Annotated in this window: 22 protein-coding genes and 1 tRNA gene; 12 read left to right on the top strand and 11 right to left on the bottom strand. The window is 62.4% G+C overall.

Going from position 1 to position 21,473, the window contains the following annotated elements; all coding sequences use genetic code 11:
• Position 1: 1 nt before the first annotated feature.
• The 4 genes from SYNCC9605_RS01270 to SYNCC9605_RS01255 form a co-directional block, all read right to left on the bottom strand.
• Positions 2–1,261 (bottom strand): competence/damage-inducible protein A, encoded by a 1,260-nt coding sequence (locus SYNCC9605_RS01270; RefSeq protein ID WP_011363285.1) that lies wholly within the window; start codon positions 1,259–1,261, stop codon positions 2–4.
• Positions 1,254–2,396, bottom strand: coding sequence for a glycosyltransferase family 4 protein (locus SYNCC9605_RS01265; protein WP_011363284.1), 1,143 nt, complete (start codon positions 2,394–2,396; stop codon positions 1,254–1,256). The genes SYNCC9605_RS01270 and SYNCC9605_RS01265 overlap by 8 nt, the downstream gene beginning before the upstream one ends.
• A gap of 114 nt (positions 2,397–2,510) precedes the next feature.
• Complete coding sequence (gene glyA / locus SYNCC9605_RS01260) at positions 2,511–3,806, bottom strand: serine hydroxymethyltransferase (protein WP_011363283.1); 1,296 nt, start codon at positions 3,804–3,806, stop codon at positions 2,511–2,513.
• Positions 3,807–3,902: 96 nt separating this feature from the next.
• Positions 3,903–3,976: transfer RNA gene (locus SYNCC9605_RS01255), tRNA-Arg, on the bottom strand.
• 88 nt (positions 3,977–4,064) lie between these two features.
• Here SYNCC9605_RS01255 and SYNCC9605_RS01250 point away from each other — a divergent pair.
• From SYNCC9605_RS01250 to SYNCC9605_RS01240, 3 genes are read left to right on the top strand one after another with little or no spacing between them, the layout of a single operon-like run.
• Complete coding sequence (locus SYNCC9605_RS01250) at positions 4,065–4,310, top strand: hypothetical protein (RefSeq protein WP_011363282.1); 246 nt, start codon at positions 4,065–4,067, stop codon at positions 4,308–4,310.
• Between the two features lie 42 nt (positions 4,311–4,352).
• Positions 4,353–4,643, top strand: coding sequence for a DUF3181 family protein (locus SYNCC9605_RS01245; protein ID WP_011363281.1), 291 nt, complete (start codon positions 4,353–4,355; stop codon positions 4,641–4,643).
• Between the two features lie 27 nt (positions 4,644–4,670).
• Positions 4,671–4,934, top strand: coding sequence for a hypothetical protein (locus SYNCC9605_RS01240; protein ID WP_011363280.1), 264 nt, complete (start codon positions 4,671–4,673; stop codon positions 4,932–4,934).
• On the opposite strand, the gene murJ is transcribed toward SYNCC9605_RS01240, so the two are convergent.
• A complete protein-coding gene (gene murJ / locus SYNCC9605_RS01235; RefSeq protein WP_011363279.1) occupies positions 4,921–6,528 on the bottom strand; it encodes a murein biosynthesis integral membrane protein MurJ in 1,608 nt (535 codons plus the stop codon). The two genes, SYNCC9605_RS01240 and murJ, sit on opposite strands and share 14 nt — an antisense overlap.
• 68 nt (positions 6,529–6,596) lie before the next feature.
• On the opposite strand from murJ, the gene sfsA reads away from it, so the two are divergent.
• From sfsA to SYNCC9605_RS01215, 4 genes are all read left to right on the top strand, one after another.
• Positions 6,597–7,361 carry a DNA/RNA nuclease SfsA gene (gene sfsA, locus SYNCC9605_RS01230; protein ID WP_011363278.1) on the top strand — a complete coding sequence of 255 codons (765 nt, stop codon included), beginning with the start codon at positions 6,597–6,599 and terminating at the stop codon, positions 7,359–7,361.
• A gap of 102 nt (positions 7,362–7,463) precedes the next feature.
• On the top strand, positions 7,464–8,936 hold the full coding sequence (locus SYNCC9605_RS01225; RefSeq protein ID WP_011363277.1) for an ammonium transporter: 1,473 nt from the start codon (positions 7,464–7,466) through the stop codon (positions 8,934–8,936).
• Between the two features lie 110 nt (positions 8,937–9,046).
• The gene (locus tag SYNCC9605_RS01220; RefSeq protein WP_011363276.1) at positions 9,047–10,246 is read left to right on the top strand and encodes a 4-hydroxy-3-methylbut-2-enyl diphosphate reductase; all 1,200 of its coding nucleotides are present in this window, start codon (positions 9,047–9,049) and stop codon (positions 10,244–10,246) included.
• A 60-nt stretch (positions 10,247–10,306) separates the two neighbouring features.
• Positions 10,307–10,915 carry a DUF1997 domain-containing protein gene (locus SYNCC9605_RS01215; protein WP_041434335.1) on the top strand — a complete coding sequence of 203 codons (609 nt, stop codon included), beginning with the start codon at positions 10,307–10,309 and terminating at the stop codon, positions 10,913–10,915.
• 7 nt (positions 10,916–10,922) lie between these two features.
• On the opposite strand, the gene SYNCC9605_RS01210 is transcribed toward SYNCC9605_RS01215, so the two are convergent.
• Positions 10,923–11,381 (bottom strand): DUF4079 domain-containing protein, encoded by a 459-nt coding sequence (locus tag SYNCC9605_RS01210; RefSeq protein WP_011363274.1) that lies wholly within the window; start codon positions 11,379–11,381, stop codon positions 10,923–10,925.
• A 54-nt stretch (positions 11,382–11,435) separates the two neighbouring features.
• Positions 11,436–12,998, bottom strand: a complete 1,563-nt coding sequence (purH, locus tag SYNCC9605_RS01205; protein ID WP_011363273.1) for a bifunctional phosphoribosylaminoimidazolecarboxamide formyltransferase/IMP cyclohydrolase — start codon at positions 12,996–12,998, stop codon at positions 11,436–11,438.
• Between the two features lie 56 nt (positions 12,999–13,054).
• Here purH and SYNCC9605_RS01200 point away from each other — a divergent pair, with 56 nt between their 5' ends.
• Entirely contained in the window at positions 13,055–13,627 is a 573-nt protein-coding gene (locus tag SYNCC9605_RS01200; protein ID WP_011363272.1) for an alpha/beta hydrolase, read from the top strand.
• Here the strand turns inward: SYNCC9605_RS01200 and SYNCC9605_RS01195 are convergent, their stop codons facing one another.
• Positions 13,628–13,996, bottom strand: coding sequence for a DUF3155 domain-containing protein (locus tag SYNCC9605_RS01195; protein WP_011363271.1), 369 nt, complete (start codon positions 13,994–13,996; stop codon positions 13,628–13,630).
• A 36-nt stretch (positions 13,997–14,032) separates the two neighbouring features.
• Positions 14,033–14,155 (bottom strand): hypothetical protein, encoded by a 123-nt coding sequence (locus SYNCC9605_RS15325; RefSeq protein ID WP_257929819.1) that lies wholly within the window; start codon positions 14,153–14,155, stop codon positions 14,033–14,035.
• Between the two features lie 178 nt (positions 14,156–14,333).
• Between SYNCC9605_RS15325 and SYNCC9605_RS01190 the strand changes: the two genes are divergently transcribed.
• On the top strand, positions 14,334–15,455 hold the full coding sequence (locus SYNCC9605_RS01190) for a sensor histidine kinase (RefSeq protein WP_011363270.1): 1,122 nt from the start codon (positions 14,334–14,336) through the stop codon (positions 15,453–15,455).
• Here SYNCC9605_RS01190 and cobS read toward each other — a convergent pair.
• Complete coding sequence (cobS, locus tag SYNCC9605_RS01185; RefSeq protein WP_011363269.1) at positions 15,415–16,185, bottom strand: adenosylcobinamide-GDP ribazoletransferase; 771 nt, start codon at positions 16,183–16,185, stop codon at positions 15,415–15,417. The genes SYNCC9605_RS01190 and cobS overlap by 41 nt on opposite strands.
• Positions 16,186–16,214: 29 nt before the next feature.
• Between cobS and tgt the strand changes: the two genes are divergently transcribed.
• A complete protein-coding gene (tgt, locus tag SYNCC9605_RS01180; RefSeq protein WP_011363268.1) occupies positions 16,215–17,333 on the top strand; it encodes a tRNA guanosine(34) transglycosylase Tgt in 1,119 nt (372 codons plus the stop codon).
• A 31-nt stretch (positions 17,334–17,364) separates the two neighbouring features.
• Complete coding sequence (locus SYNCC9605_RS01175) at positions 17,365–17,508, top strand: photosystem II reaction center protein K (RefSeq protein WP_025362038.1); 144 nt, start codon at positions 17,365–17,367, stop codon at positions 17,506–17,508.
• Between the two features lie 4 nt (positions 17,509–17,512).
• On the opposite strand, the gene SYNCC9605_RS01170 is transcribed toward SYNCC9605_RS01175, so the two are convergent.
• Complete coding sequence (locus SYNCC9605_RS01170) at positions 17,513–18,247, bottom strand: WecB/TagA/CpsF family glycosyltransferase (protein ID WP_011363267.1); 735 nt, start codon at positions 18,245–18,247, stop codon at positions 17,513–17,515.
• A gap of 47 nt (positions 18,248–18,294) precedes the next feature.
• On the opposite strand from SYNCC9605_RS01170, the gene SYNCC9605_RS01165 reads away from it, so the two are divergent.
• The gene (locus SYNCC9605_RS01165) at positions 18,295–21,471 is read left to right on the top strand and encodes a glycoside hydrolase family 15 protein (RefSeq protein ID WP_011363266.1); all 3,177 of its coding nucleotides are present in this window, start codon (positions 18,295–18,297) and stop codon (positions 21,469–21,471) included.
• Positions 21,472–21,473: the final 2 nt, after the last annotated feature.

Here is a 21,473-nt window from a genome sequence, read left to right as displayed (position 1 = left end):
CCTAAACCTGAGCGAGCAAGCAGAGACGCAGACGGTCTAAGCCACGGATCACGCTCATCCTCTGAATGGCCTCCCGACCCCGCCGCTCACCGAAATGCTGCACCCAGGCCTCACAGCCACCGGGACCAGCCAAGGCCAGATGCACCAAGCCCACGGGCTTCTCAGCACTGCCACCGCCAGGGCCGGCGATACCGCTTACAGCGATCGCCCAGTCGCAATTCAGGCGTTCCCTTGCTGCCCGAGCCATCGCCTCGACCACAGGCTGGGAAACAGCACCATGGGCAGTGAGCAGATCCAGCGAAACCCCCAGCAAAGCCTGTTTCACCGCGTTGCTGTAAGCGACGACGCCACCCTGAAAAACCGACGAAGAGCCTGGAACAGCCGTCAGGGCTGCCGCCAACCCACCACCGGTGCAGGACTCCGCCACCGCCATCGTCTGGTGCCGTTGCTTGAGCAGGTCGATCACCACCGACGCCAGGCTGTCCGCATCGACGCCATAGCAGTGGTTTCCCGTGCGACGGCGCAGCTCAGCTTCCACCGGCAGCAACAGCTCAGCGGCGGCATCGGCAGTGGGTGCACAGGCCGTGAGCCGCAATTTCACATCTCCAAGGGAGGCATAGGGAGCCACCGTTGGGTTGGTGGACGCCAACAAATCGGCAACACGCTCAGCCAGATCGGATTCACCAATGCCACTAAAGCGGAGCTGGCGGCTCACAAACACACCGGACGTCCCAGCATTGGCTTGAAGCCAGGGGGCGGCCGTTTCCGTCCACATCGCCCGCATTTCCGAAGGCACCCCAGGGAAGGTGAGGATCGTGAAATCAGGCCGGGGCGACCAGATCATTCCCGGTGCCGACCCCTTTGGATTGGGAAGCACCTCGGCTCCACGGGGCAGAAAAGCCTGGCTGCGGTTGCTGGGAGCAACCGGCCGGCCACCTGCCGATAACTTCTGCTGGATCTCCAGCCAGAGTTCGGGCCGCTCCTCGAGAGGAGTGTCGAAAGCAGCGGCCAGGGCCTCGGTGGTGAGGTCATCGGGGGTTGGACCCAAACCTCCTGTCGTCACCAGAACCCTGCAGCGCTGCCGTGCCTCGCGTACGGCAGAGATCAAACGCTCTTTGTTGTCGCCAACAACGGTTTGGCGGTAATGCGGCAGCCCCAGTCCCGCCAACTGTTCGGCAATCCATCGAGAATTGCCGTTGAGGATATCCCCCAACAACAGCTCTGTGCCCACGCACAGGATTTCAACACCCGATTCAGCCACGCGGTTCGCCAAGGGCCGCAGGATCAACAGGAGTGGAGCAAGGGTTGGTGTTCATCAGAGCTCGCTCATGTTGCAGCTGGCGACGGCTGATCACCACCGTTGCCACAAGGATGGCCGTGGCCAAAGCCAGCCAGAGGAAGCGCATCTCAGCATTGGCCACCACCAAGGCCAAAGCAGCAAGCCACTGGGTGAAGACGTAGATCAACAGCACCGTGCGCCGGTGACTGAAGCCAGCGCGGAGCAGGCGGTGATGAAGGTGACGGCGGTCGGGATAGAAGGGGGAACGTCCCTCGCGCAGACGGCCCATGATCACAGCCGACATGTCGGCCAGGGGCAGCGAAAGAATAAGCAACGGCAGCAGCAGACTCACTGTGGTGAGCCCCTTGGCGGGTCCCACGATGCTCACGGCAGCGAGGGTGAAGCCGAGGAAGTAAGAGCCCCCATCCCCCATGAAGATGCGGGCGGGGTTGAAGTTATGGCGCAGGAAGCCGAGGCAGCAGCCCGCCAGGGCTGCTGCAAGGAATCCGGCGGCCACCTGATGCAGCGAAAAGCTGACGGACACTAGCCCGACAGCGGCAATACCAGCCACGCCCGCAGCAAGGCCATCGAGGCCATCCAGCCAGTTGATGGCGTTGGTGATTCCCACCAGCCAAACAACAGTGGCTAGCAGGCTGAGGGTATCCGGCAGAGCAATCGGACCGGCTGCAGCGGTAAACCAGGGAAGATCGATCGCTCCAATCCGAACGCCCTGGCTCCAAACCGAACAAGCCACGGCAATCTGTCCAGCCAGCCGCGGCCAAGGAGAGAGAGCGAAGAGGTCGTCCGCCAGGCCAATCAGAAAAAAGCAGAGCGAACCGGCCAGGGTGCTCCAAATCAGCTGATCCTTGGCCGGCGCCAGCAGGCCGAAGCCCCCCATCGACCACACAGCCGTCAAAGCAGTACCAAAACCCAGCACCATGGCAATGCCCCCCAGCCTCACCATGGGGGTGACATGCTGCTTGCGCTCATCGGGCAGATCGGTCCACCCAAAGCGAAGCCCCAGCCTGCGAACTTGAGGCACCAGCACCGTGGTGGTCACCGCAGCCAAAAGAAAGCTGACCGAAGCGACCGCTATGGGGCTGGCCAAGAGATTCACGCAGGCTCCAGGAAAGAGACGATCCCCCGGTCAGAAGGAGTCATCTCAATCCTAAAGAGCCTCCAACCCATCCACCAGACATCGGCCAGACCCCTGTAGAGCCTGAGCCAGGCCTCACACCAGAACAGGCTGCTTGTGCTTGCTGTCGGCGTAGAGGGGGAAGCGCTCACATAGAGCACCCACCCGGTCGAGGCAACGCTGACGAATCGCATCATCCTCAGGATTGAAAAGACGGTCGGCAATCACATCGGCGACCTCCCGGAAAGCCTGCGAATCGAAACCACGGGTGGTGAGCGCAGCTGTTCCGAATCGCAGGCCACTGGTGACGAAGGGCGATTCAGGGTCGAAGGGAACGGTGTTCTTGTTGGCCGTGATGTGCACATCACTCACCAACAGATCAGCCACTTTTCCAGTCATCCCGATGCTACGCAGGTCTAACAGCACCACGTGGTTATCGGTGCCGCCGCTGACGACATCGATGCCGCGGGCGATCAGCTGTTCAGCGAGGGCTGCCGCATTGGCAACCACCTGCTGGCTATAGGCCTTGAACGAAGGCTGCAGTGCTTCCCCGAAGGCCACAGCCTTAGCAGCGATCACGTGCTCCAGAGGGCCGCCCTGGCTGCCAGGGAACACGGCCTTGTCGAACTTTTTGGCGAACTCGGCATCGCGGCAGAGGATCAAGCCGCCGCGGGGACCGCGCAGGGTCTTGTGGGTGGTGGTGGTCACCACATCGCAGTGGGGGACAGGGCTGGGATGCACTCCAGCGGCCACGAGGCCGGCGATGTGGGCCATGTCGGCCAGCAGATAGGCACCCACTTCATCAGCGATGGCGCGGAAGGCGGCGAAGTCGATGGTGCGTGGATACGCGGAGTAGCCACAGACAATCAGCTTCGGCTTGTGCTCCAAAGCCAGCTGGCGGATCGCCTCCATATCAAGGCGTTGGGTCTCCTTGTCGACGCCGTACTGGACGACGTTGAACCACTTGCCGCTGACGTTGACCGGGGAACCATGGGTCAGGTGACCTCCATGGGACAGATCGAGCCCCATGATCGTGTCGCCAGGCTGTAGCAGCGCCAGGAAAACCGCGAAGTTGGCCTGGGCACCGCTGTGGGGCTGCACATTGGCCCAAGCGGCACCAAACAACTGCTTGGCCCGCTCGATGGCCAGCTCTTCAATGGCATCAACGTGTTCACAACCGCCGTAGTACCGCTTGCTGGGCAGACCCTCGGCGTACTTGTTGGTGAGAACGGAACCCTGGGCCTGCATCACCGCACGGGACGCAAAGTTCTCCGATGCGATCAGCTCGAGGTGGGTTTCCTGACGCTGCCGTTCCTGGTTGATGAACGCAGCGATGTCGGGATCCGACTGAGCCAGATCAGCGTCGATGGCGCGTCCAGAGGCCTGGCTCATGGAATGTCAGTAAAGCTTTGGCCAATCGTAAGAAACCGCAGCGATCAGCTCGACCGATCAACCAAAAAAAAAACTGCCCATCGGGGACAGTTGAAACGCGCCTGGAGAGATTCGAACTCCCGACCCTCTGATCCGTAGTCAGATGCTCTAATCCGCTGAGCTACAAGCGCTTGCGCCAAACCATCAGACCCCATCGAGGGTCCGCTCGTCAACCGGGTGCGGGGCGCGTCAGGATTCAGGTGTTTCTGAGCCCGAGCAATGCCGATCCGCTGGTACGGCCCCGCTGACCCTGAGGATCCGACCTACCGGCATTTCGAGCGCATCGTGAACCTGTGCCTGCACGGCGGCGTGTTCGCTGCGGTGAACAGCGGCGGCTGGTTTCTGCAGGAGATGCGCCACCCCTTCCCTGGCGGGAGCCTGACCTGGATCACCAGCCTCTGGGCAACCCTGTGGCTGGGCCAGTTGATTTGGGTAATTCTTCAGCGACCCAAGCCTGAGGAATAAAGCCAGCATGGAGGCAATCCACACCGCGATCTCCCTGGGCTGATGTCCCTCTCCGCCAGCGACCTGCAAGACCTTCAGAGTGCTTTGGCTGACCGCCTCTACGTTCAAATCAGCGGTTGGCATCTGTACCTCGGCGATGCCGACCTGGCCTCAGCCCTGGCGATCGAATGCAGTGCCCGCGTAAATCAAGGTGCTGAGGTGGCAGCACGGCAGGCCCTCGACGCCGTCAAGGTGCCTCTGGCGGGTGGGGCGAGTCAACTTCCCCTCTCCAAGCTGATCCCCCCAGCCCAGCTGAGGGATCTTGAGGAGATCCTCGAGCCGTACTGCGGATAAGGTTGCACTCCATCCGCCGCGGTTGGTGTGCTGATCATTGAAGTCACCAACTCAAGAGAATTGGTGCGCCAACGCATTGGCCGCCTGGGTGAACGGCTGATCGGCCGGGTGGTAGATGCAGAGGCTCAAGTTGAGAAAGCCCTGATTCAGGAACTGGAAACCGCGTTTAAAGAGTTCGGCATCGAGGCCCGGATTGTGTCTGTTCAGGGCCCTCAACTCGTGGGTCGCGAACAGCTGGAGTTGCCCATCCAGGTGCGTGAAGAACTCGATGTTCGTCTCAGCGAGCCCTGAATCGGCCCATCACCAACTGCGTGATCTCACGCACCTCCGGCACCTGAAGCTGTGCACCGATTAAGGCAAACAACGCCAAACCCAGCAAGCCAGGGGCACCCACCTGAAACAGCAGGCCCAGCAACCCTGCGGGCCAGGACACAAAGGTCACGATGATCCCGGCGCCCCCCGCTGCCAGCACGCCTGCGATGGCTAGCCTCAGAAGGTCCATCCCCCAACGCCGTAGCGGCAGTCCTGAAATGCGTTGCTGCAGACCCAGCATCAGGGCGAAGCAGGTGAGCAGGTTGATGGCAACCGTGGCAAGCACCAGCCCGGGTGCACCGAAATTGAACGGGGACTGATTCCCCCAAGGGGTCGGACCACCAACCAGCAGCCAGTCAAAAATCACGTTGAGACCAATCCCCGCCAGCGAGAGCCGAAAAGGCGTCGTCCCATCCCCCAGGGCATAGAAGACACGCACCAGCACATCCCGGCCTAGGTAGGCCGGCATGCCCAGGCCGTAGGCCATCAGCAAACCCGTCACCAACTGGGCGGCTGACGCATCGAAAGCACCGCGCTCGTAAACCAGGGCGACGATGGGGCCACCCAAGGCGATGAAAAGCCCCCCCAGGGGAATCATCGATGCCGCAGACAGCATCAACCCCTGGCGGATCCGATCGATCAGCTGCGGACGATCTTCCGGCGCCGTGAGCCTGGCGAAGGTGGGCAGCAGGGGCACCAGCAGTGCATTCGAGATCAAACCCAGGGGCGTTTGCACCAGCAAATTGGCGTAGCCCAGACCCGCCGCCGCGCCGAGAATCCCGGAGGCGAAGAACAGATCGGTGAACACATTGATCTGCAGCATCCCGGACGACAGCGTCGCCGGCCCCATCACACGCCACACCTCGCGCACCCCCGGGTGCCTCCAGTCCCAGACCAGTTGAAAACGGGCCAACCCCTGCCGGATCAACGCCGGCAGCTGGATCAGCCACTGCAGCAAAGCCCCCACCAACGTGGCCAAGGCGAGCACCACACCCCCGGCCATGGCGGCAGACGGCAAGGCGATGTCAGCACCGAGCTGCCACCAGAGCAATCCAACCCCGATGATCAAGGCGCCGCTGGACATCAGCGGAGAAATCGCCGGAATCCAGAATTCATCGGCGGCGTTGAGGGATCCAAAACCCAACCCGATCAGTCCGGCCAGCAGCGCCATCGGCGCCATCACCTGCAGCTGCAACCGTGCGATGGCGTGAAGCTCGGGGGCAAGGCCAGGGCCCACAAGGGTGATCAGAGGATCCGCCGCCAGCACCAGAACGATGGTGACCATCAGCAACAGAGCACTGACGCTGGTGTTGAGCGCCGCAAGGATATGGGCTCCTTCGGCCCGTGGGCGCCGGCTCAGCACGCTCACCATGGCGCTGTGGAAGGGGCCATTGATCCCTCCCAGCAGGATCAGCAGAAATCCAGGCAGCACATAGGCGTAGTTGTAGGCGTCATAAGCCGCGCCCACCCCGAAGGCCGCTGCGATCACCAGCTGCCGAATCAGGCCACCCACCTTGCTCAGCAGGGTGCCGAGGGTCACCACCAGTGCGATCCCCTTCAGTGAACGCGCCATTCGGCCCCCAGCATTGGGCGCATTGTGGAGGCACCACACGAGACCATGGGCCAATCTCGGCTGCTGCCATGACTGGCCTTTCCTCTCCGGGCGATGCCCTGCTGCGCTTTGAACCTCTGACAGAGGGCGTGCTGCTGAAGCGCTACAAACGCTTCCTGGCCGATGTGGAGCTGAGCAGCGGCGAGACCGTTACCGCCCACTGCGCCAACACCGGCCCGATGACGGGAGTCTTGATCCCTGGCCAACGGGTGCGTCTGCGCTACGCACCCTCCCCCAAACGCAAGCTGGCCTGGACCTGGGAGCAAGCCGAAGTGCCAGGTGCCGATGGCCAACATTGCTGGGTGGGCATCAACACAGCCCTGCCCAACCGCCTGATTCGCGCCACGGTCGAAGCTGGGTGCCTGGAGGCTCAACTGGGCGCCATTGCAAGGATCCGCGCTGAGGTGGCTTACGGCACCAACAAGCGCAGCCGGATCGACCTCCTGCTGACGCCGGCCGAGCAGAACCCCGATCAACGTCCGATCTACCTGGAGGTGAAGAACACCACCTGGACCGACGGCAGCACGGCCCTATTCCCCGACACGGTGACTGAACGGGGGCAAAAGCATCTGATTGAGCTGATGGGGGTGCTTCCGGATGCGCGGGCAGTGCTGGTGCCCTGCCTAAGCCGGCCGGACGTGACTGCCTTTGCTCCAGGCGACAGCGCCGATCCGCGCTACGGGGAACTGTTTCGCCAGGCCACCAACAGTGGCGTGGAGGTTCTGCCTTGTTGTTTCAGCTTCAGCGCCGATGCGGTGCACTGGCAGGGGACTCGCCTAGTCGACCTAGGTTGATTTTGGTAGCAGATCGAACATAGAAAGACGAGACTGACGTGCAGCGTAGGCTGGTTCGCCTAGTTACAACTGGGCGTGTCACGCAGCTCTGCACCCTCGTTCATGACAACTGCATTCCACGCGCCACCGCAAAAGCGGCGCAAAACCCTGCAGGAGGCCAGCCTCCTGGAAGGCCCGATGCTGCTCCTGAAGAGCATCCGGGGCTTTAGCTCCAACCGTGCCATGACCTGGCTCGCCTGTGCGCCCCTGGCGCTCATGGGCCTTGGCATCTTCACCCTATCGGCCAAAGCCGAAGAGCTTCCTGAGCTCTCCGCCGCTTTCCTGGCCAACAACCTTTGGCTTCTGGTCGCCACCATCCTGGTGATCTTTATGAATGCCGGCTTCGCCATGGTCGAAGCAGGCATGTGCCGGCAAAAAAATGCCGTCAATATCCTCGCCAAGAACCTGTTCGTGTTCGCCCTCGCGGTGACCGCCTACTGGTTCGTGGGCTACTCCTTGATGTACGGCGACTCCGTCATCGACGGCTGGCTGTATTTCGGGGGCCTCTTCTTCGACCCGACCGTCACCGCTGAGACCATCAGCGATGCAGGCCTGGTTCCCACCGTTGATTTCCTTTTCCAGGCGGCCTTCGCCGGAACCGCCGCCACGATCGTTTCCGGTCTCGTGGCTGAGCGGATCAAGTTCGGCGAATTCGTGATCTTCGCCCTGGTCCTCACCGCCTTCATCTATCCAGTTGCTGGCAGCTGGGAATGGAACGGTGGCTGGCTCAACAGTGTTGGCAGCGTCGAATTCATCGACTTTGCTGGTTCCTCGATCGTCCACTCCGTTGGCGCCTGGGCCGGCCTCGTTGGCGCCATGCTGCTCGGACCCCGCATCGGCAAGTACGTCGACGGCAAGGTTCAGGCCATCCCTGGCCACAACATGTCCATCGCCACCCTTGGCGCTCTGATCCTCTGGATTGGCTGGTACGGCTTCAACCCCGGATCCCAGCTGGCCATGGACCAGTGGGTCCCCTATGTGGCCGTTACCACCACCCTCGGCGCAGCCGGCGGTGCCATCGGCGCCACGGTGATCTCCACGATGACCTCCAAGAAGCCTGATCTCACCATGATCATCAACGGCATCCTGGCTGGCCTGGTGAGCGTGACTGCCGGTTGCGGCAACCTCACCCTGACTGGCTCCTGGGTGGCTGGCGTGGTGGGCGGCATCATCGTCGTCTTCTCCGTCGCCGCTCTCGATGCCTCAGGCATTGACGATCCAGTTGGCGCCTTCTCCGTGCACGGTGTGTGCGGCGTGTGGGGCACGATCGTGATCGGTCTCTGGGGCTACGACGTCCAAGGCGATGGCTCCGGCCTCGGCCTGCTGGTCGGAGGTGGCGTTGAGCAGCTCGGCATCCAGGCTCTGGGTGCTGCTGCCTACGCCATCTGGACTGTGGTCACCTGCTTCATCGCCTGGTCGATCATCGGCTCCCTATTCGGCGGCATCCGCGTCACCGAACAGGAAGAGTCCGAAGGTTTAGACATCGGCGAACACGGCATGGAGGCCTACGCCGGTTTCTCCACCACCAACAACTGATTCCTCTTCGGATCAATTGCTGATCTCAAGCCCGGCCGACTGGCCGGGCTTTTTTACTGCCTGAAGCGCTGCTTCAGGCCACATAGAGTTGCCCCACTCCAGCGCCCTCCATGGACACCCACGCCTTCAAGCGCTCCCTCCACCATTCCGAGCGTTACAACCGGCGAGGCTTCGGGCGCGCCGAGGAAGTGGCGGAAAGCCTTGAGCAGGCCTACCAGAGCGGCCTGATCGGCACGATCCGGGACAACGGCTACCGACTGGAACACGGCCGGCTCAACGTCCGATTGGCGGAAGCCTTCGGCTTCTGCTGGGGTGTTGAACGGGCCGTAGCGATGGCCTACGAGACCCGCAAGCACTACCCCAGCGAGCGTCTCTGGATCACGAACGAGATCATCCACAACCCTTCCGTGAATGATCACCTCAGGGAAATGGATGTGCAGTTCATCCCTGTCGAACAGGGAGTGAAGGACTTCTCAGGCGTCACCTCCGGTGACGTGGTGATCCTGCCGGCCTTTGGTGCCACCGTTCAGGAAATGCAGCTGCTGAATGAACGGGGCTGCCACATCGTTGACACGACCTGTCCCTGGGTCTCCAAGGTGTGGAACACCGTGGAGAAACACAAAAAGCACACCTTTACCTCGATCATTCACGGCAAGGTGAAGCACGAGGAAACATTGGCCACCAGCTCATTTGCTGGCACCTATCTAGTGGTGCTCGATCTGGAGGAAGCCCAGTACGTCGCCGATTACATCCTCGGCAACGGTGACCGTGAGGACTTCATCAAACGCTTTGCCAAAGCCTGCTCCCCAGGGTTCGATCCCGATCGGGACCTCGAACGTCTGGGGGTGGCCAACCAGACCACGATGCTGAAGAGCGAGACCGAGGAGATCGGACGCTTGTTCGAACGCACCATGCTGAGCAAATACGGTCCGACTCAGCTGAACGACCACTTCCTGGCCTTCAACACCATCTGCGACGCCACCCAGGAACGTCAGGACGCCATGTTCTCCCTCGTGGATGAACCCCTAGATCTGATGGTGGTGATCGGTGGTTTCAACTCCTCCAACACCACCCACCTGCAGGAGATTGCTGTCAGCCGCGGCATTCGCTCGTTCCACATCGACACGCCCGAGCGCATCGACGTCGGCAGCAATTCAATCGAGCACAAACCACTGGCAGCCGACCTCTGTCGTGAGGGCGATTTCCTGCCTGAGGGCCCCGTTCGGGTGGGCATCACCTCCGGTGCCTCAACCCCGGATCGGGCGGTGGAAGAGGTGATCGAAAAACTGATGCAATTGAGCGAAAACTGAAGCGCAGAGAGCTTTACATTGGTTCATCTTTAATCGCCCTCCGCCGGCAGCTCCCCATCCGTGACGGTCTTGTCGTCCACTGAAACCGACAATCAGCTGCACGGTGCCGACCCGCAGGTGCGCTGCTACAGCAGCCTCTTCGAGGATTCGATGCAGATGCTGGCACCCCAAGCGGTGGTCGCTCGCTACCTGGATGACCATCAGAGCTGGTTTGAACGTTGCGCCAGCCCGATGCAGGTCGAGGCGATCGATCAGCAGTCCTACAGCCTCACCCTGGGGAAGTTCGGCAACTTCGGTTTCGAAGTGGAGCCCACGATCGCTCTGCGACTGCTGCCACAGCAGGAAGGGATCTACCGGATCGAAACGGTGCGGACCGTGCCGCAATCCCTGGGCCTGCGCCATCACTACGACGTCGACTTCCGCGCCGGGATGCACCTGGTCCCCGAACAGGAGCAAACATCCGTGCAATGGGACCTGGATCTCAAGGTCTGGATCCGTCTGCCCAAGGTGATCACCATGCTCCCGGATCAGTTGGTCCAGAGCAGTGGTGATCATCTGCTCAAGCAGATTGTGCGCCAGATTTCACGACGGCTGACCTGGAAGGTGCAGGAGGACTTTCATGCGGCCCATGGCCTCAGCTGCCCACCCCGTCAGCGGGCAGCCTTCTGAAGGATCTTCAGCGGTTGGCCCAGATCTTGTTGACGATCTCCATGCCGCTGACGGCCTGCCAAAGGAACAGCGTGAGCATGCCCATGTTCAGGCCCACATGAGCCTTGCGCGCAATCACATTGCCCCGCTGCATCAGGGGTGAGAGCGAAGCGGCGACGGCGATCATCCCAGTCATGGCCAGACCCACCAGCAGGTGCGGACCGACAAACAACTTGCCGTTGTTCAAATAGGTGACCGCCATGCCACCCAGCGTGCCGAGGGTCATCACGGCCAGCAGGATGCTGCCCCAGAGGTAATGGCGCTGGGCGAACTTTTTCGGCACCAGTTCTTTGCGCTGTTCGGGGGTGCCGGTGCGGGTTTTCTTGGCCTTGATCCCCAGGTAAAGAGCCCAACCACCAACGGCGAGCAGGCCCCACTCCGCTAAGGGGTGAGCGAAATTGAGGCTGAAGGGGAGGGTGGCGAGCATTGAAGGGGACTCTTCAGTCCCGCGAGGCTAGGGGGCCGGCGGCCCCCACCAGCGTCAATGCAGGAAATGACGGCGCCCCGTGAGCTGCATCGCCAGGCCGAGCTCATCGCAAGCTTTGATCGAATCGCCATCGCGCATGCTCCCGCCGGGATGAATCACTGCGGTGATGCCCTGGCTGGCAGCCAGACGCACTGTGTCGTCAAACGGGAAGAAGCCATCACTTGCCAGAACGGCTCCCTGCGCTTTCTCACCTGCAGCTTCCAGGGCAATCCGCGCGGAGCCCACGCGATTCATCTGCCCGGCACCCACGCCAAGGCTCTGCCCATCCTTGGCAACAACGATGGCGTTGGAGCGCACGTGACGCACCAAACGCCAGGCAAATTCAAGGTCCAGCTTTTCCTGGGGTGTGGGCGGCCGCTGGCTGGCCACGGTCCAGTCGGTCGGCGTGATCGCCTGGTCATCGAGATCCTGAACCAGGAGACCACCCAGAATGCTCCGCACGTGATCGGGGCCAGCCACATCAATGGCCTGCGGAGCCAGTTCCAACAAGCGCAGATTGGCTTTGGCCGCCAGCACCTCCCGCGCTTCGGGCGTGAAACCTGGTGCCACGACGCATTCCAGGAACAGGCTGGTGAGCTCACGGGCCGCCGTTGCTTCCACCACATCGTTCATGGCGATGATGCCGCCGAAGGCACTCACCCGATCGGCATCCAGGGCCCGCGTCAGTGCTGCAGGCATCGAAGCTCCGACGGCCACGCCACAGGGATTGGTGTGCTTGACGACCACGGCCGCGGGTTGCGACGCCGGTGCGGAGCCGTCGGCTCCGTAGCCGAACTCCCGCACCGTGGCGAGGGCCGCCTCGAGATCCAGAAGGTTGTTAGTGCTCAGCTCCTTGCCCTGCAGCTGAATGGCACCACCCCAACCCTGTTTGGGATGGCTGAACCAGCGCGCTTTCTGGTGGGGATTTTCGCCATACCGCAGGGTCTGCCGCAGCGGCACCGCCTCCAACCAGGGGCAGCCTTTTGCGGTGGCTTGCTCGGCCATCCAGCGGCCGATGGCGGTGTCGTACGACGCGGTGTGATTGAACGCTTCAAGGGCCAGTTGGCGCCGCAGCGCCGAAGGCACGCTCCCGCCCGACTCCGCCATGGCGGTCAACAGACGGTCGTATTGGTCAGGACTGGTGAGGACAGCCACATCGGCGTGATTCTTGGCGGCCGCCCGCACCATGGCAGGGCCACCGATGTCGATGTTCTCGATCGCCTGATCCCAGGTGACGTCAGGCCGCGCAATCGTTTCGCGGAAGGGATAGAGGTTGACCACCACCATATCGATGGGGGCGATGTTCTGCTGCTCAAGATCGGCCTGGTGAGACGCGTCACCCCGCTTGGCCAAAATCCCGCCATGCACCCTTGGATGGAGCGTTTTCACACGACCGCCAAGAATTTCTGGAGCCCCGGTGTGGTCCGACACACGGGTCACCGGTAGGCCGGCCTGCTCGAGCACCTTGGCCGTGCCCCCACTGGAGAGCAGCTGATAGCCATGGGTCCGATGCAGGGCCTCCGCCAGGGGCACCAGCCCGGACTTATCGGAAACACTCAGCAGAGCGACAGGAGCCATCGAAGGGTCGTGACTGGGTCGTGAGCCAACCTACGCAGCAGTGATGTTCATGCCCCATGGATGGCCGGCTGGTGCTGCTCCACGGCTGGGGAGCCAACGGAGAGGATCTCAAGCCCCTAAGCGATCGCCTTGCGCGCGAGTGCTCCAAAACCCTTGATGTGGTGTGCCTGGAGGCTCCTGAGCTCCATCCCTACCAACCGGGAGGACGCCAGTGGTATGGCCTGTTCCCAGCCCAGTGGGATGCCGTGCCCGCGGCCGTTGAGCGCCTGAAGGCCCAACTTCAGAGCCTGAGCAGATCAGGTCTTGGGCTTGAAAGAACCGTGGTGTTCGGCTTTTCCCAGGGAGGTGCCATGGCTCTGGAGGGCGGCTGCGCCCTGCCCATCGCAGGAGTGATCAGCTGCAGCGGCTATCCGCACCCCAACTGGGCTCCACGCCAGCAACACCCCCCTGTGCTGCTGATGCATGGTTCAGACGATCCCGTGGTGCCGTTCCAGGCGATGCAATTGATCGCTGCGCAGTTGCAGCCCAATCAATGTCAGACGCTCCAATTCAAAAACGGCCACACTATCCCCGATGAGACGGTGAAGCCGATCCTGATGTTTATCGAGCGTGTTCTGGAGAACGCCTGATCAAACGAAGGCGTATTCGTACTCCTCCATTTCCTCCCAATCATCAGCGCCAAGCTCGAGCCCCTCGAAGAGCTTGTCTTCACCGATGGAATCAACAATCGTGCGCAATGAGGGGAAGAGGAAGTGATTCTCCTCGGCGTATTGAGCGCTGAACAGACCCTTCTCTCCCCAGAAGAAGCGGTCGGTGGTGTGCTCATTGCGGCGGACATTCAGCAACGCCGGAGGCACCAGTCCACCCTCAGCGATGTAACGACGAGCGGCCGTCACGGGCTTGTACTCACCGGTTTCGAGGTGATGGGTAGGCACGTGGGCCAAAACCCGCTGGCCTGCCAGGCGACGACGGCTAATGCGCTTGCGCTTCTTGGACATGGAAGGGCTCCGGTACGAGAGGAAGAGGGTGGATCGTCAGAACAAACAGGCGCCGTCGGCACGAAAACGCCAGACGCGAGGGAAGCGTCGGGGCAATTGCAGACACACCACAATCACCGGCAGGACACCAACACCCAAGCAGGAACCAGCGGAGGACACTGCAACCTCTGCTGTAGCTTTGGTCGCAAAGCGATTGCAACCTTTGTGAGAGCTGGCGGGCGCCTGTTCACATTGAACAGCGCTTCGGTCGATAAAAGGATCTTAAGACTTTTCCCAGATTTTTCAAGTCCCCCTGGCGCAGGCTTGCGCAAGCGCCTGAATTGATCGTCCGGATCTGATGCAGCTCACCGATCGATTCTTCGATTTCACCGATCAACAGCTTGTTGATCTAACCGCCAAAGAAGGCATTCAGCATCTGGGGCTGTACGTCAGTGCGCCACCCAATCAGCAAGGCCCGCCCTTGTTGCTGATCCGGCAATGGTCGGCCAATGAACGATCGCTCCCCCCTGCCGACGCAGACCCGAACCTGCGCCTGCCTCACGAGAGCCGGCGCTGGTATCCCCTCCAGGATGCCGGCCTAATCCTGGGAGCCCTGCGCGCGGACCTGGATCCCCAGCGGAGCTGGACGCAGACCCTGGACCAACGGATGCGGCGCAGTGCCGCCGCCATCAGCCACGCCCTGGGGCGTGACCTGGAATGCCTGCAACTTCGCCAGGAACTCAACCAACAAAACGATCAGCTGCGCACCCTCGTGCATCAGCTGCGCAACCCACTGGCTGCCCTGCGCACCTACGCCCAACTGCTGCTGCGGCGGCTCGAAGCCGACAGCTCCCACCGTCCACTCGTGGAGGGAATGCTCTCGGAGCAACGCCAACTCGGCCAGTACATCGACGTGCTCGAAGGCCTCGGGCAGCAACGTCTTCCCCAACAGGAACCCCTTGGCCCCACCCTGTTGCCCCCCGGCCCTGCCGAAGGTGAGGCAACCATGCAAACCCTGCTGATGCCTCTGCTGGAGCGGGCAGAAGCGACGGCAAGCCTGCAGGGCCGCCCCTGGCGGGGTCCCGACCTGTGGCCCCAGTGGATTGATCAACCGTCCCAGGACGGAACGATCGCGGAGATCGTCGCCAACCTCCTTGAAAATGCCTTCCGTTACAGCCCAGCGGGCTGCAGCGTGGGGCTGTGCCTGTTGCCCGACGGGCTCTGCGTCTGGGACAACGGGCCGCCGATCCCCCTGGAGGAGCGCGAGCTGATTTTCGAGCGAGGAGCACGGGGGTCCACCGGGCACGACCGAGCGGGCACCGGCCTTGGCCTCGCTTTGGCACGCTCCCTGGCGGAGCAGCAGGGCCGCAAGCTCACGCTCTGCGTGGAGCCTTCCACGATCGCTCCGGATCTGCCCGCTCAGGGCAACGCATTCGTGCTCAGCTGGCCGGCAGAAGCAAAGCCAGACCCAACAACGTGATCATCTCGGTGAGCACAAGAACCGCTCCATAGCTGTCACCGGTGTGCCCCCCCAGGCGTCGCCCAAGGCTCTGGGCGACCAGGATCGCCACCACGCCTCCCAGAAGAAGGGGCAGGGGCCGCACCCAACCGGCCAACGCAACAACCACAAGAAGTGAGGGCAGGGCATCCCAGAGCGGCCTGCCGTTATCGCGATGAAACGCCGCGGTTCCATCAGCGCGGAGGTAGTTGAAACGTGCCATGGCCCAGAGCGGTGCCACGCGAGCCCAGAACGCAGCCAGGCACAGCCCGAGCGGCGCCTGCCCCCCCAGCTGAATCAATGCCGCAACCTGCAGCAGCAGCACAATCACGAGAGCCAGCACACCACTGGCGCCCACCCGGCTGTCCTCCATCGCCTCGAGCCGCCGCTCCGCTGGCGCCCCGAGGCCATCCGCCGTGTCGATCAGGCCGTCGTGGTGCAACCCACCACTGAGTTGGATGCCGAGAGCCACCACGCAAAGGGCACAGGCCGCCGGAGGCCAAGCGAGCCTGGACAGACCGATCCAGAGCAGCCCCTGCAGTGCACCGATCAGCAGCCCCATCCAGGGGGCGAAGCGGGCAATGCGCTGAAACGACGGCTGCGGCCAGGGCCATGGCGGCAGCACCGTGTAGAAGATCCAGGCTCCCGCCAGATCGGAAAGCCAGGGCAGAACGATCCTGGAAATGGCGCGATGGATGCAATCGGCCCTCACCGTAGGGTCATTGCAGGGGCGGATCAGTCGTGTTCGGCTTCGAGATCAACGCGCATTGCGCCAACACATCAGCACGGTGCGGCACCTTCGAGACGCCGCACGGGCCGGTGAACACACCACGCTTCATGCCGGTGGGAACCCTGGCGACCGTCAAGGGCATCAGCACGGAGCAACTGGGGCGCACGGGAGCCCAGATGGTGCTCTCAAACACATACCACCTGCACTTGCAACCGGGCGAGGAGATCGTGGCGGCGGCCGGTGGCCTGCACCGGTTCATGGGCTGGAACGGCCCGATGCTTACCGACTCCGGCGGCTTTCAGGTGTTCAGCCTGGGGGACCTGAACAAGATCGATGACCGTGGGGTGGTGTTCCGAAACCCCCGCGATGGACGCACCATCGACATGACTCCGGAACATGCCACCCAAATCCAGATGGCCCTTGGGGCGGATGTGGCCATGGCCTTCGACCAGTGCCCGCCCTATCCGGCGACGGAGAACGACGTCATCGATGCCTGTCGCCGCACCCATGCCTGGCTCGAGCGCTGCGTCACAGCCCACACCCGCGAGGATCAAGCGCTGTTCGGCATCGTTCAAGGCGGCTGTTTCCCCCATCTGCGACGGGAAAGTGCCATGGCCGTTGCCTCCTTTGATCTGCCGGGTACTGCCGTCGGCGGCGTCAGCGTTGGCGAGCCCGCAGAGGAGATGCATCGCATCGTGCGGGATGTCACGCCCCTGCTTCCCTCACACAAACCGCGCTACTTGATGGGCATCGGCACCCTGCGTGAGATGGCCATTGCCGTGGCCAACGGGATCGACCTGTTCGACTGCGTCTTGCCCACCCGACTCGGCCGTCACGGCACCGTTCTGGTGGGCGGCGAACGCTGGAACCTGCGCAACGCCCGCTTCCGCCACGACCACACCCCCCTGGATCCGAGCTGCTCCTGCGTGGCCTGCACCGGTCACACCCGGGCCTACCTGCATCACCTGATCCGCAGCGAGGAACTGCTGGGCCTCACCTTGTTGAGCATTCACAACATCACCCAGCTGGTGCGTTTCACCTCAGCCATGGCACAAGCCATCCGCGACGGCTGTTTTTCAGAGGATTTCGCTCCCTGGGAGCCAGACTCGCCAGCCCATCACACGTGGTAGCGTCCAGCCCAACGCCTTTTTGATGCAAGGGATGGCCGCCTTCACCCTCGACCTGCTGGCACAGCTGCCCGAGGCCTATCAGGCCTTCTCTCCGCTGATCGACATTCTTCCGTTGATCCCGGTCTTCTTCCTGCTGCTGGCCTTCGTTTGGCAGGCTTCTGTGGGCTTCCGCTGAAGCCTCAGCCCAACCGGATCACCTTCAGAGCAAACGCTGGCAGCGACAGCATGCGTAGCCAGCGTGATGGTTCCTGGATGAGCCGATAAAGCCACTCAAGCTGCATCCGGCACATCCAGGCGGGGGCACGTTTCTTAGTACCGGCCCAAACGTCAAAACTGCCGCCGACACCCATCCATAACCCTGGCTGTCCGGCCGCCACGCGTTCCGCCCAGGTTTCCTGGCGCGGCACCCCCAGGGCCACCAAAACGAGATCCGGCTTCAACGCCTTGAGCTGATCCTCAAGGCCCGGCCAGGCCTCAGGAGCTTGATAACCGTCGACAGCGAGCGCCAGATAGAGGCCACGGATCCGTTGCGGCAACTCCGCACGCATAGTTTCCATCACCTCAGGTGTCGCCCCCACCAGCGCCACGCGCCATTGATGGGCTGCGGCGTACTCCAGCAAGGTCCAGGCCAGTTCGATGCCCGCCGTTTTGACGACCCGGATCTGCTGACGGCCCAAGGCCCAAACCACTCCCGCACCATCGGGGATCACCAAATCAGCTGTTCGAATCGCCTGCCCCAAAGCGGTATCGGCCCGGGCCGACATCGTCATCTCAGCGTTGAGGGTGACGATGCGTCCGCCGCCGCGGGCATGCAGACCTAAGGCTGCAGCACAGACATCACGACAGGCATCAACCGGCACGCCGAGCACCTGGCAGCGGCGACGGTCATCGGGAGCGGTGCTGACAAAGTCCATGGCTGCGTGTTGTCTCAAAGAATTTAGGGTTGTTAATACGTGGGGGCATGGTCTTAAAGACGACGCGAATGCTCAAAGAGAACCAAACCAAAAGCCTTCAGCGTCTGGATCAATCCATTCAACGCGTGGTTCTCGATCGACAGGACCCGATCAGTGGCCTGCTCCCCGCCAGCACAGCCCACACCATCCATGGCAACTACGGAGATGCCTGGGTGCGGGACTGCGTCTATTCGGTGCAATGCGTTTGGGGACTGGCGCTGGCCCACAGCCGTCAGCAGGGGCAGACCAGCCGGCGTGCCTGGGAACTGGAGCAGCGGGTGGTGGCCCTAATGCGCGGGCTGCTGCGCTCGATGATGCGGCAAGCCGGGAAGGTGGAGCGCTTCAAAGAGAGTCTCAACCCCCTCGACGCGCTCCACGCCAAGTACGACAGCACCACCGGCGAGCCGGTGGTAGCCGATGACGCCTGGGGGCATCTTCAACTGGATGCCACCTCGCTGTTCATGCTGCAGCTGGCGCAGTTGACCAAAGGCGGCTGCGCCGTGGTGCAAAGCCGTGATGAGGTGGATTTTCTCCAAAACCTGGTGCATTACATCGCCAGGGCCTATCGCACCCCGGACTACGGAATCTGGGAACGGGGCGACAAAGGCAACCATGGTTTGCCGGAGCGCAATGCCAGCTCAATCGGCATGGCCAAAGCAGCCCTGGAAGCACTCGATGGGCTTGACCTCTACGGACCCCATGGCGACGGCAGCTGCGTCCTGCTGATTCCCCAGGGGGCCATCGTGCGCCTTCGTCGAGCCCTGGAAGGACTCTTGCCAAGGGAATCCGCCAGCAAGGAAGCCGACAGTGCATGCCTCTCGGTGATTGGTTATCCCGCCTGGGCGGTGGAAGACGCTGCCTTGGTGGAGCGTACCGGCCGTCGGATTCGACGTGAACTCGGTGGGGCCTACGGCTACAAACGCTTTCTCCGGGATGGTCACCAGACGGCGGTGGAAGACGTCACCCGCCTGCACTACGAACCTGAGGAGCTCGCCGTCTTTGAAGGGATCGAGTCGGAGTGGCCGTTGTTTCTGGCCTTCGAACTGGTCACCACATGCTGCGAGGAGAACTGGGACAAGGCCCGGCGCTTGCACAGCCAGCTCAAGACACTGGCCGTTGAACAGGATGGAGAACGTCTCTATCCCGAGCTGTACCAGGTCCCGGCCAGTGCAATCGAGCAGGAACGGATGAATCCCGGCAGCCAAAAGCGGGTGGCCAACACCAACCTGCCGCTGATCTGGACCCAGAGCCTCGTCTGGCTCGGGGAAATGCTGCTCGACGATCTGATCTGCCCCGAAGACATTGACCCCTGTGGCCGTAGGGAGCCGGAGCCCCTCGGCGCCAAAAAAATTCTTGTAGCGATGGCACCCGAATCGGATGCTGTGCGCCAGGAGCTGCTGGCTGCAGAGGTGCCGATCGATCCAACCTCAGTGATTTCGGTGCAGTCATCCGACGAGCTGAAGCAACGGTTGAAGGCTGCAGGCACCAATCCACGGCTTGAGCTCACCGGGCGCCCCGGGCACAGGGTGGAAACTGAGGACGCAGCTCGGGTTTACCGCCAGGGCGGCGTCATCAGGGTGTTCACCCCGTCCGTGCTGGAAGACGTCAGCAGCTATCTGGCCGATGACCCGGAGGAGCTGCTGGAGACCGTTATCGACGAGCTGCATCTGCTGCAACGGCACTGGTGCGGCGTGGGATGTCCCCTTCTGGTGATACCCATTCGCGACGCGGCCCTCCAGCAGCATCGCGACGTCATCCTCAAAATGGCGCGGCAACTCAGCAGCGGCGTTATTGAAAGCATCCCCGTGCACTTGGGCTGCCTCAGCAAGCTTGTGGATCAGGCGCAGGAGGTGCAGCTGCCTGCGCTAGAGGAGAAACCAGTACCAACAACCGAGCCACCCCAGCCCCTTCTGCGCGATGCCACCGATCTACGGGATCTGACCGCTGCAGAGGAGCAGGAGCTGGATGACACTCCGATCGAACAGTTGAGTCAACGCCTCTGGAGCAGTGAGCTGTTGCATGAACAGGCCGAAGTGCTCGAGTTGCTGCAACGGCGTCTTGGCCGCCAGGAGATTCAACACAGCCCCGAGAGTCATCCGGTGGCCCTGCGCAACCTGCTCGAGGAGGTGTATCAACGGGGCTTGCGTTGTGAAGACTGGAATGTGGTGCGGCGCTGTGCTGGCGCCATGGGGATGGTGCATCCCCAACTCGAGGATGCCCTCACCGATCTTCTCGTGCGCCAGAAACAGGTGGTGGTGGGGCGCAACTACACCGGCGACTCCCGACTTCGTCAACCGATGGACAGTGCCGCCATCGCCGAACGGATTGAAACCACCAGCGGCATCGACGGCCGTGAGCGCATGCTCGAACAGGAACTACTGCTCGCCCTCGATAGCGTGGCGCGGCGGGAGCCAGCTCTGCTGAAGGGGAGCCTCACCCTGCAGCTGGGGCAGCTGATGCTGCTGCTCACATCAGAGCTGGCCGTGGAGAAAATGCTCAGTCAGGACGAAGCCTTTGAAGCCCTCTGCAGCGAAGCACCCCACGCGATTCGCAAGCGCTTGCACGGCGTGCTCTCCGATGTGGACCATGCCAGAGCAGCCCTGCAACGCGGCGAACAGCTGCACGTGAGCGGCCGGGTGCAGTGGTCAGTGCCTGACCCCTTGGAGGAAACACCTGGGGGTGGGGACTGGCTTCAACACCGTATCCGCCTGGGATCCTTCCAAAAAGTTCCCCGCGATTTCTATGCCGGGATCTGGTCGCTGCTGCAGCACTGCCGCGGCCTGGTGATTGGCGACAAGCTGGAACGGCGCAATCGCCTCAACAGCAGCCTCATTCTCGAGAAAACGCCAGGGGAGCGCAATTTCGCCGCCCAGGTCGACCATTTGCTGAGTCGGATCAAGGCACCTGAATACCGCCAACTCTGCAGCGAATGCCTGCTTTCACTGATGGCCTTCGTCGAAGCCAATCCAGAGGTGCGGTTCGAGGATGACCTGGCCCTCGATGTGGTGATCGGTCATGCCGTTCGGGTCGGCTGGCAGCAGAGCCATCCCTCTCTACGTCCAGAGAACTACCCACAACACAAGGCCCAGGCCTGGGGGCAGTTTTATCGCTCCTCACCCGGTGATTGCCGCCGCTGGCAAGTCACGGCATTGCGGGAACTGGCCGAACAGCAGGGGCTGGTGTGATC

Source organism: Synechococcus sp. CC9605 (genome assembly GCF_000012625.1).
In the GTDB taxonomy this organism is placed as follows: Bacteria; Cyanobacteriota; Cyanobacteriia; order PCC-6307; family Cyanobiaceae; genus Parasynechococcus.
The sequence above is the reverse complement of the archived record's forward strand: the minus strand, read 5'-3'. Positions and strand labels throughout refer to the sequence as shown.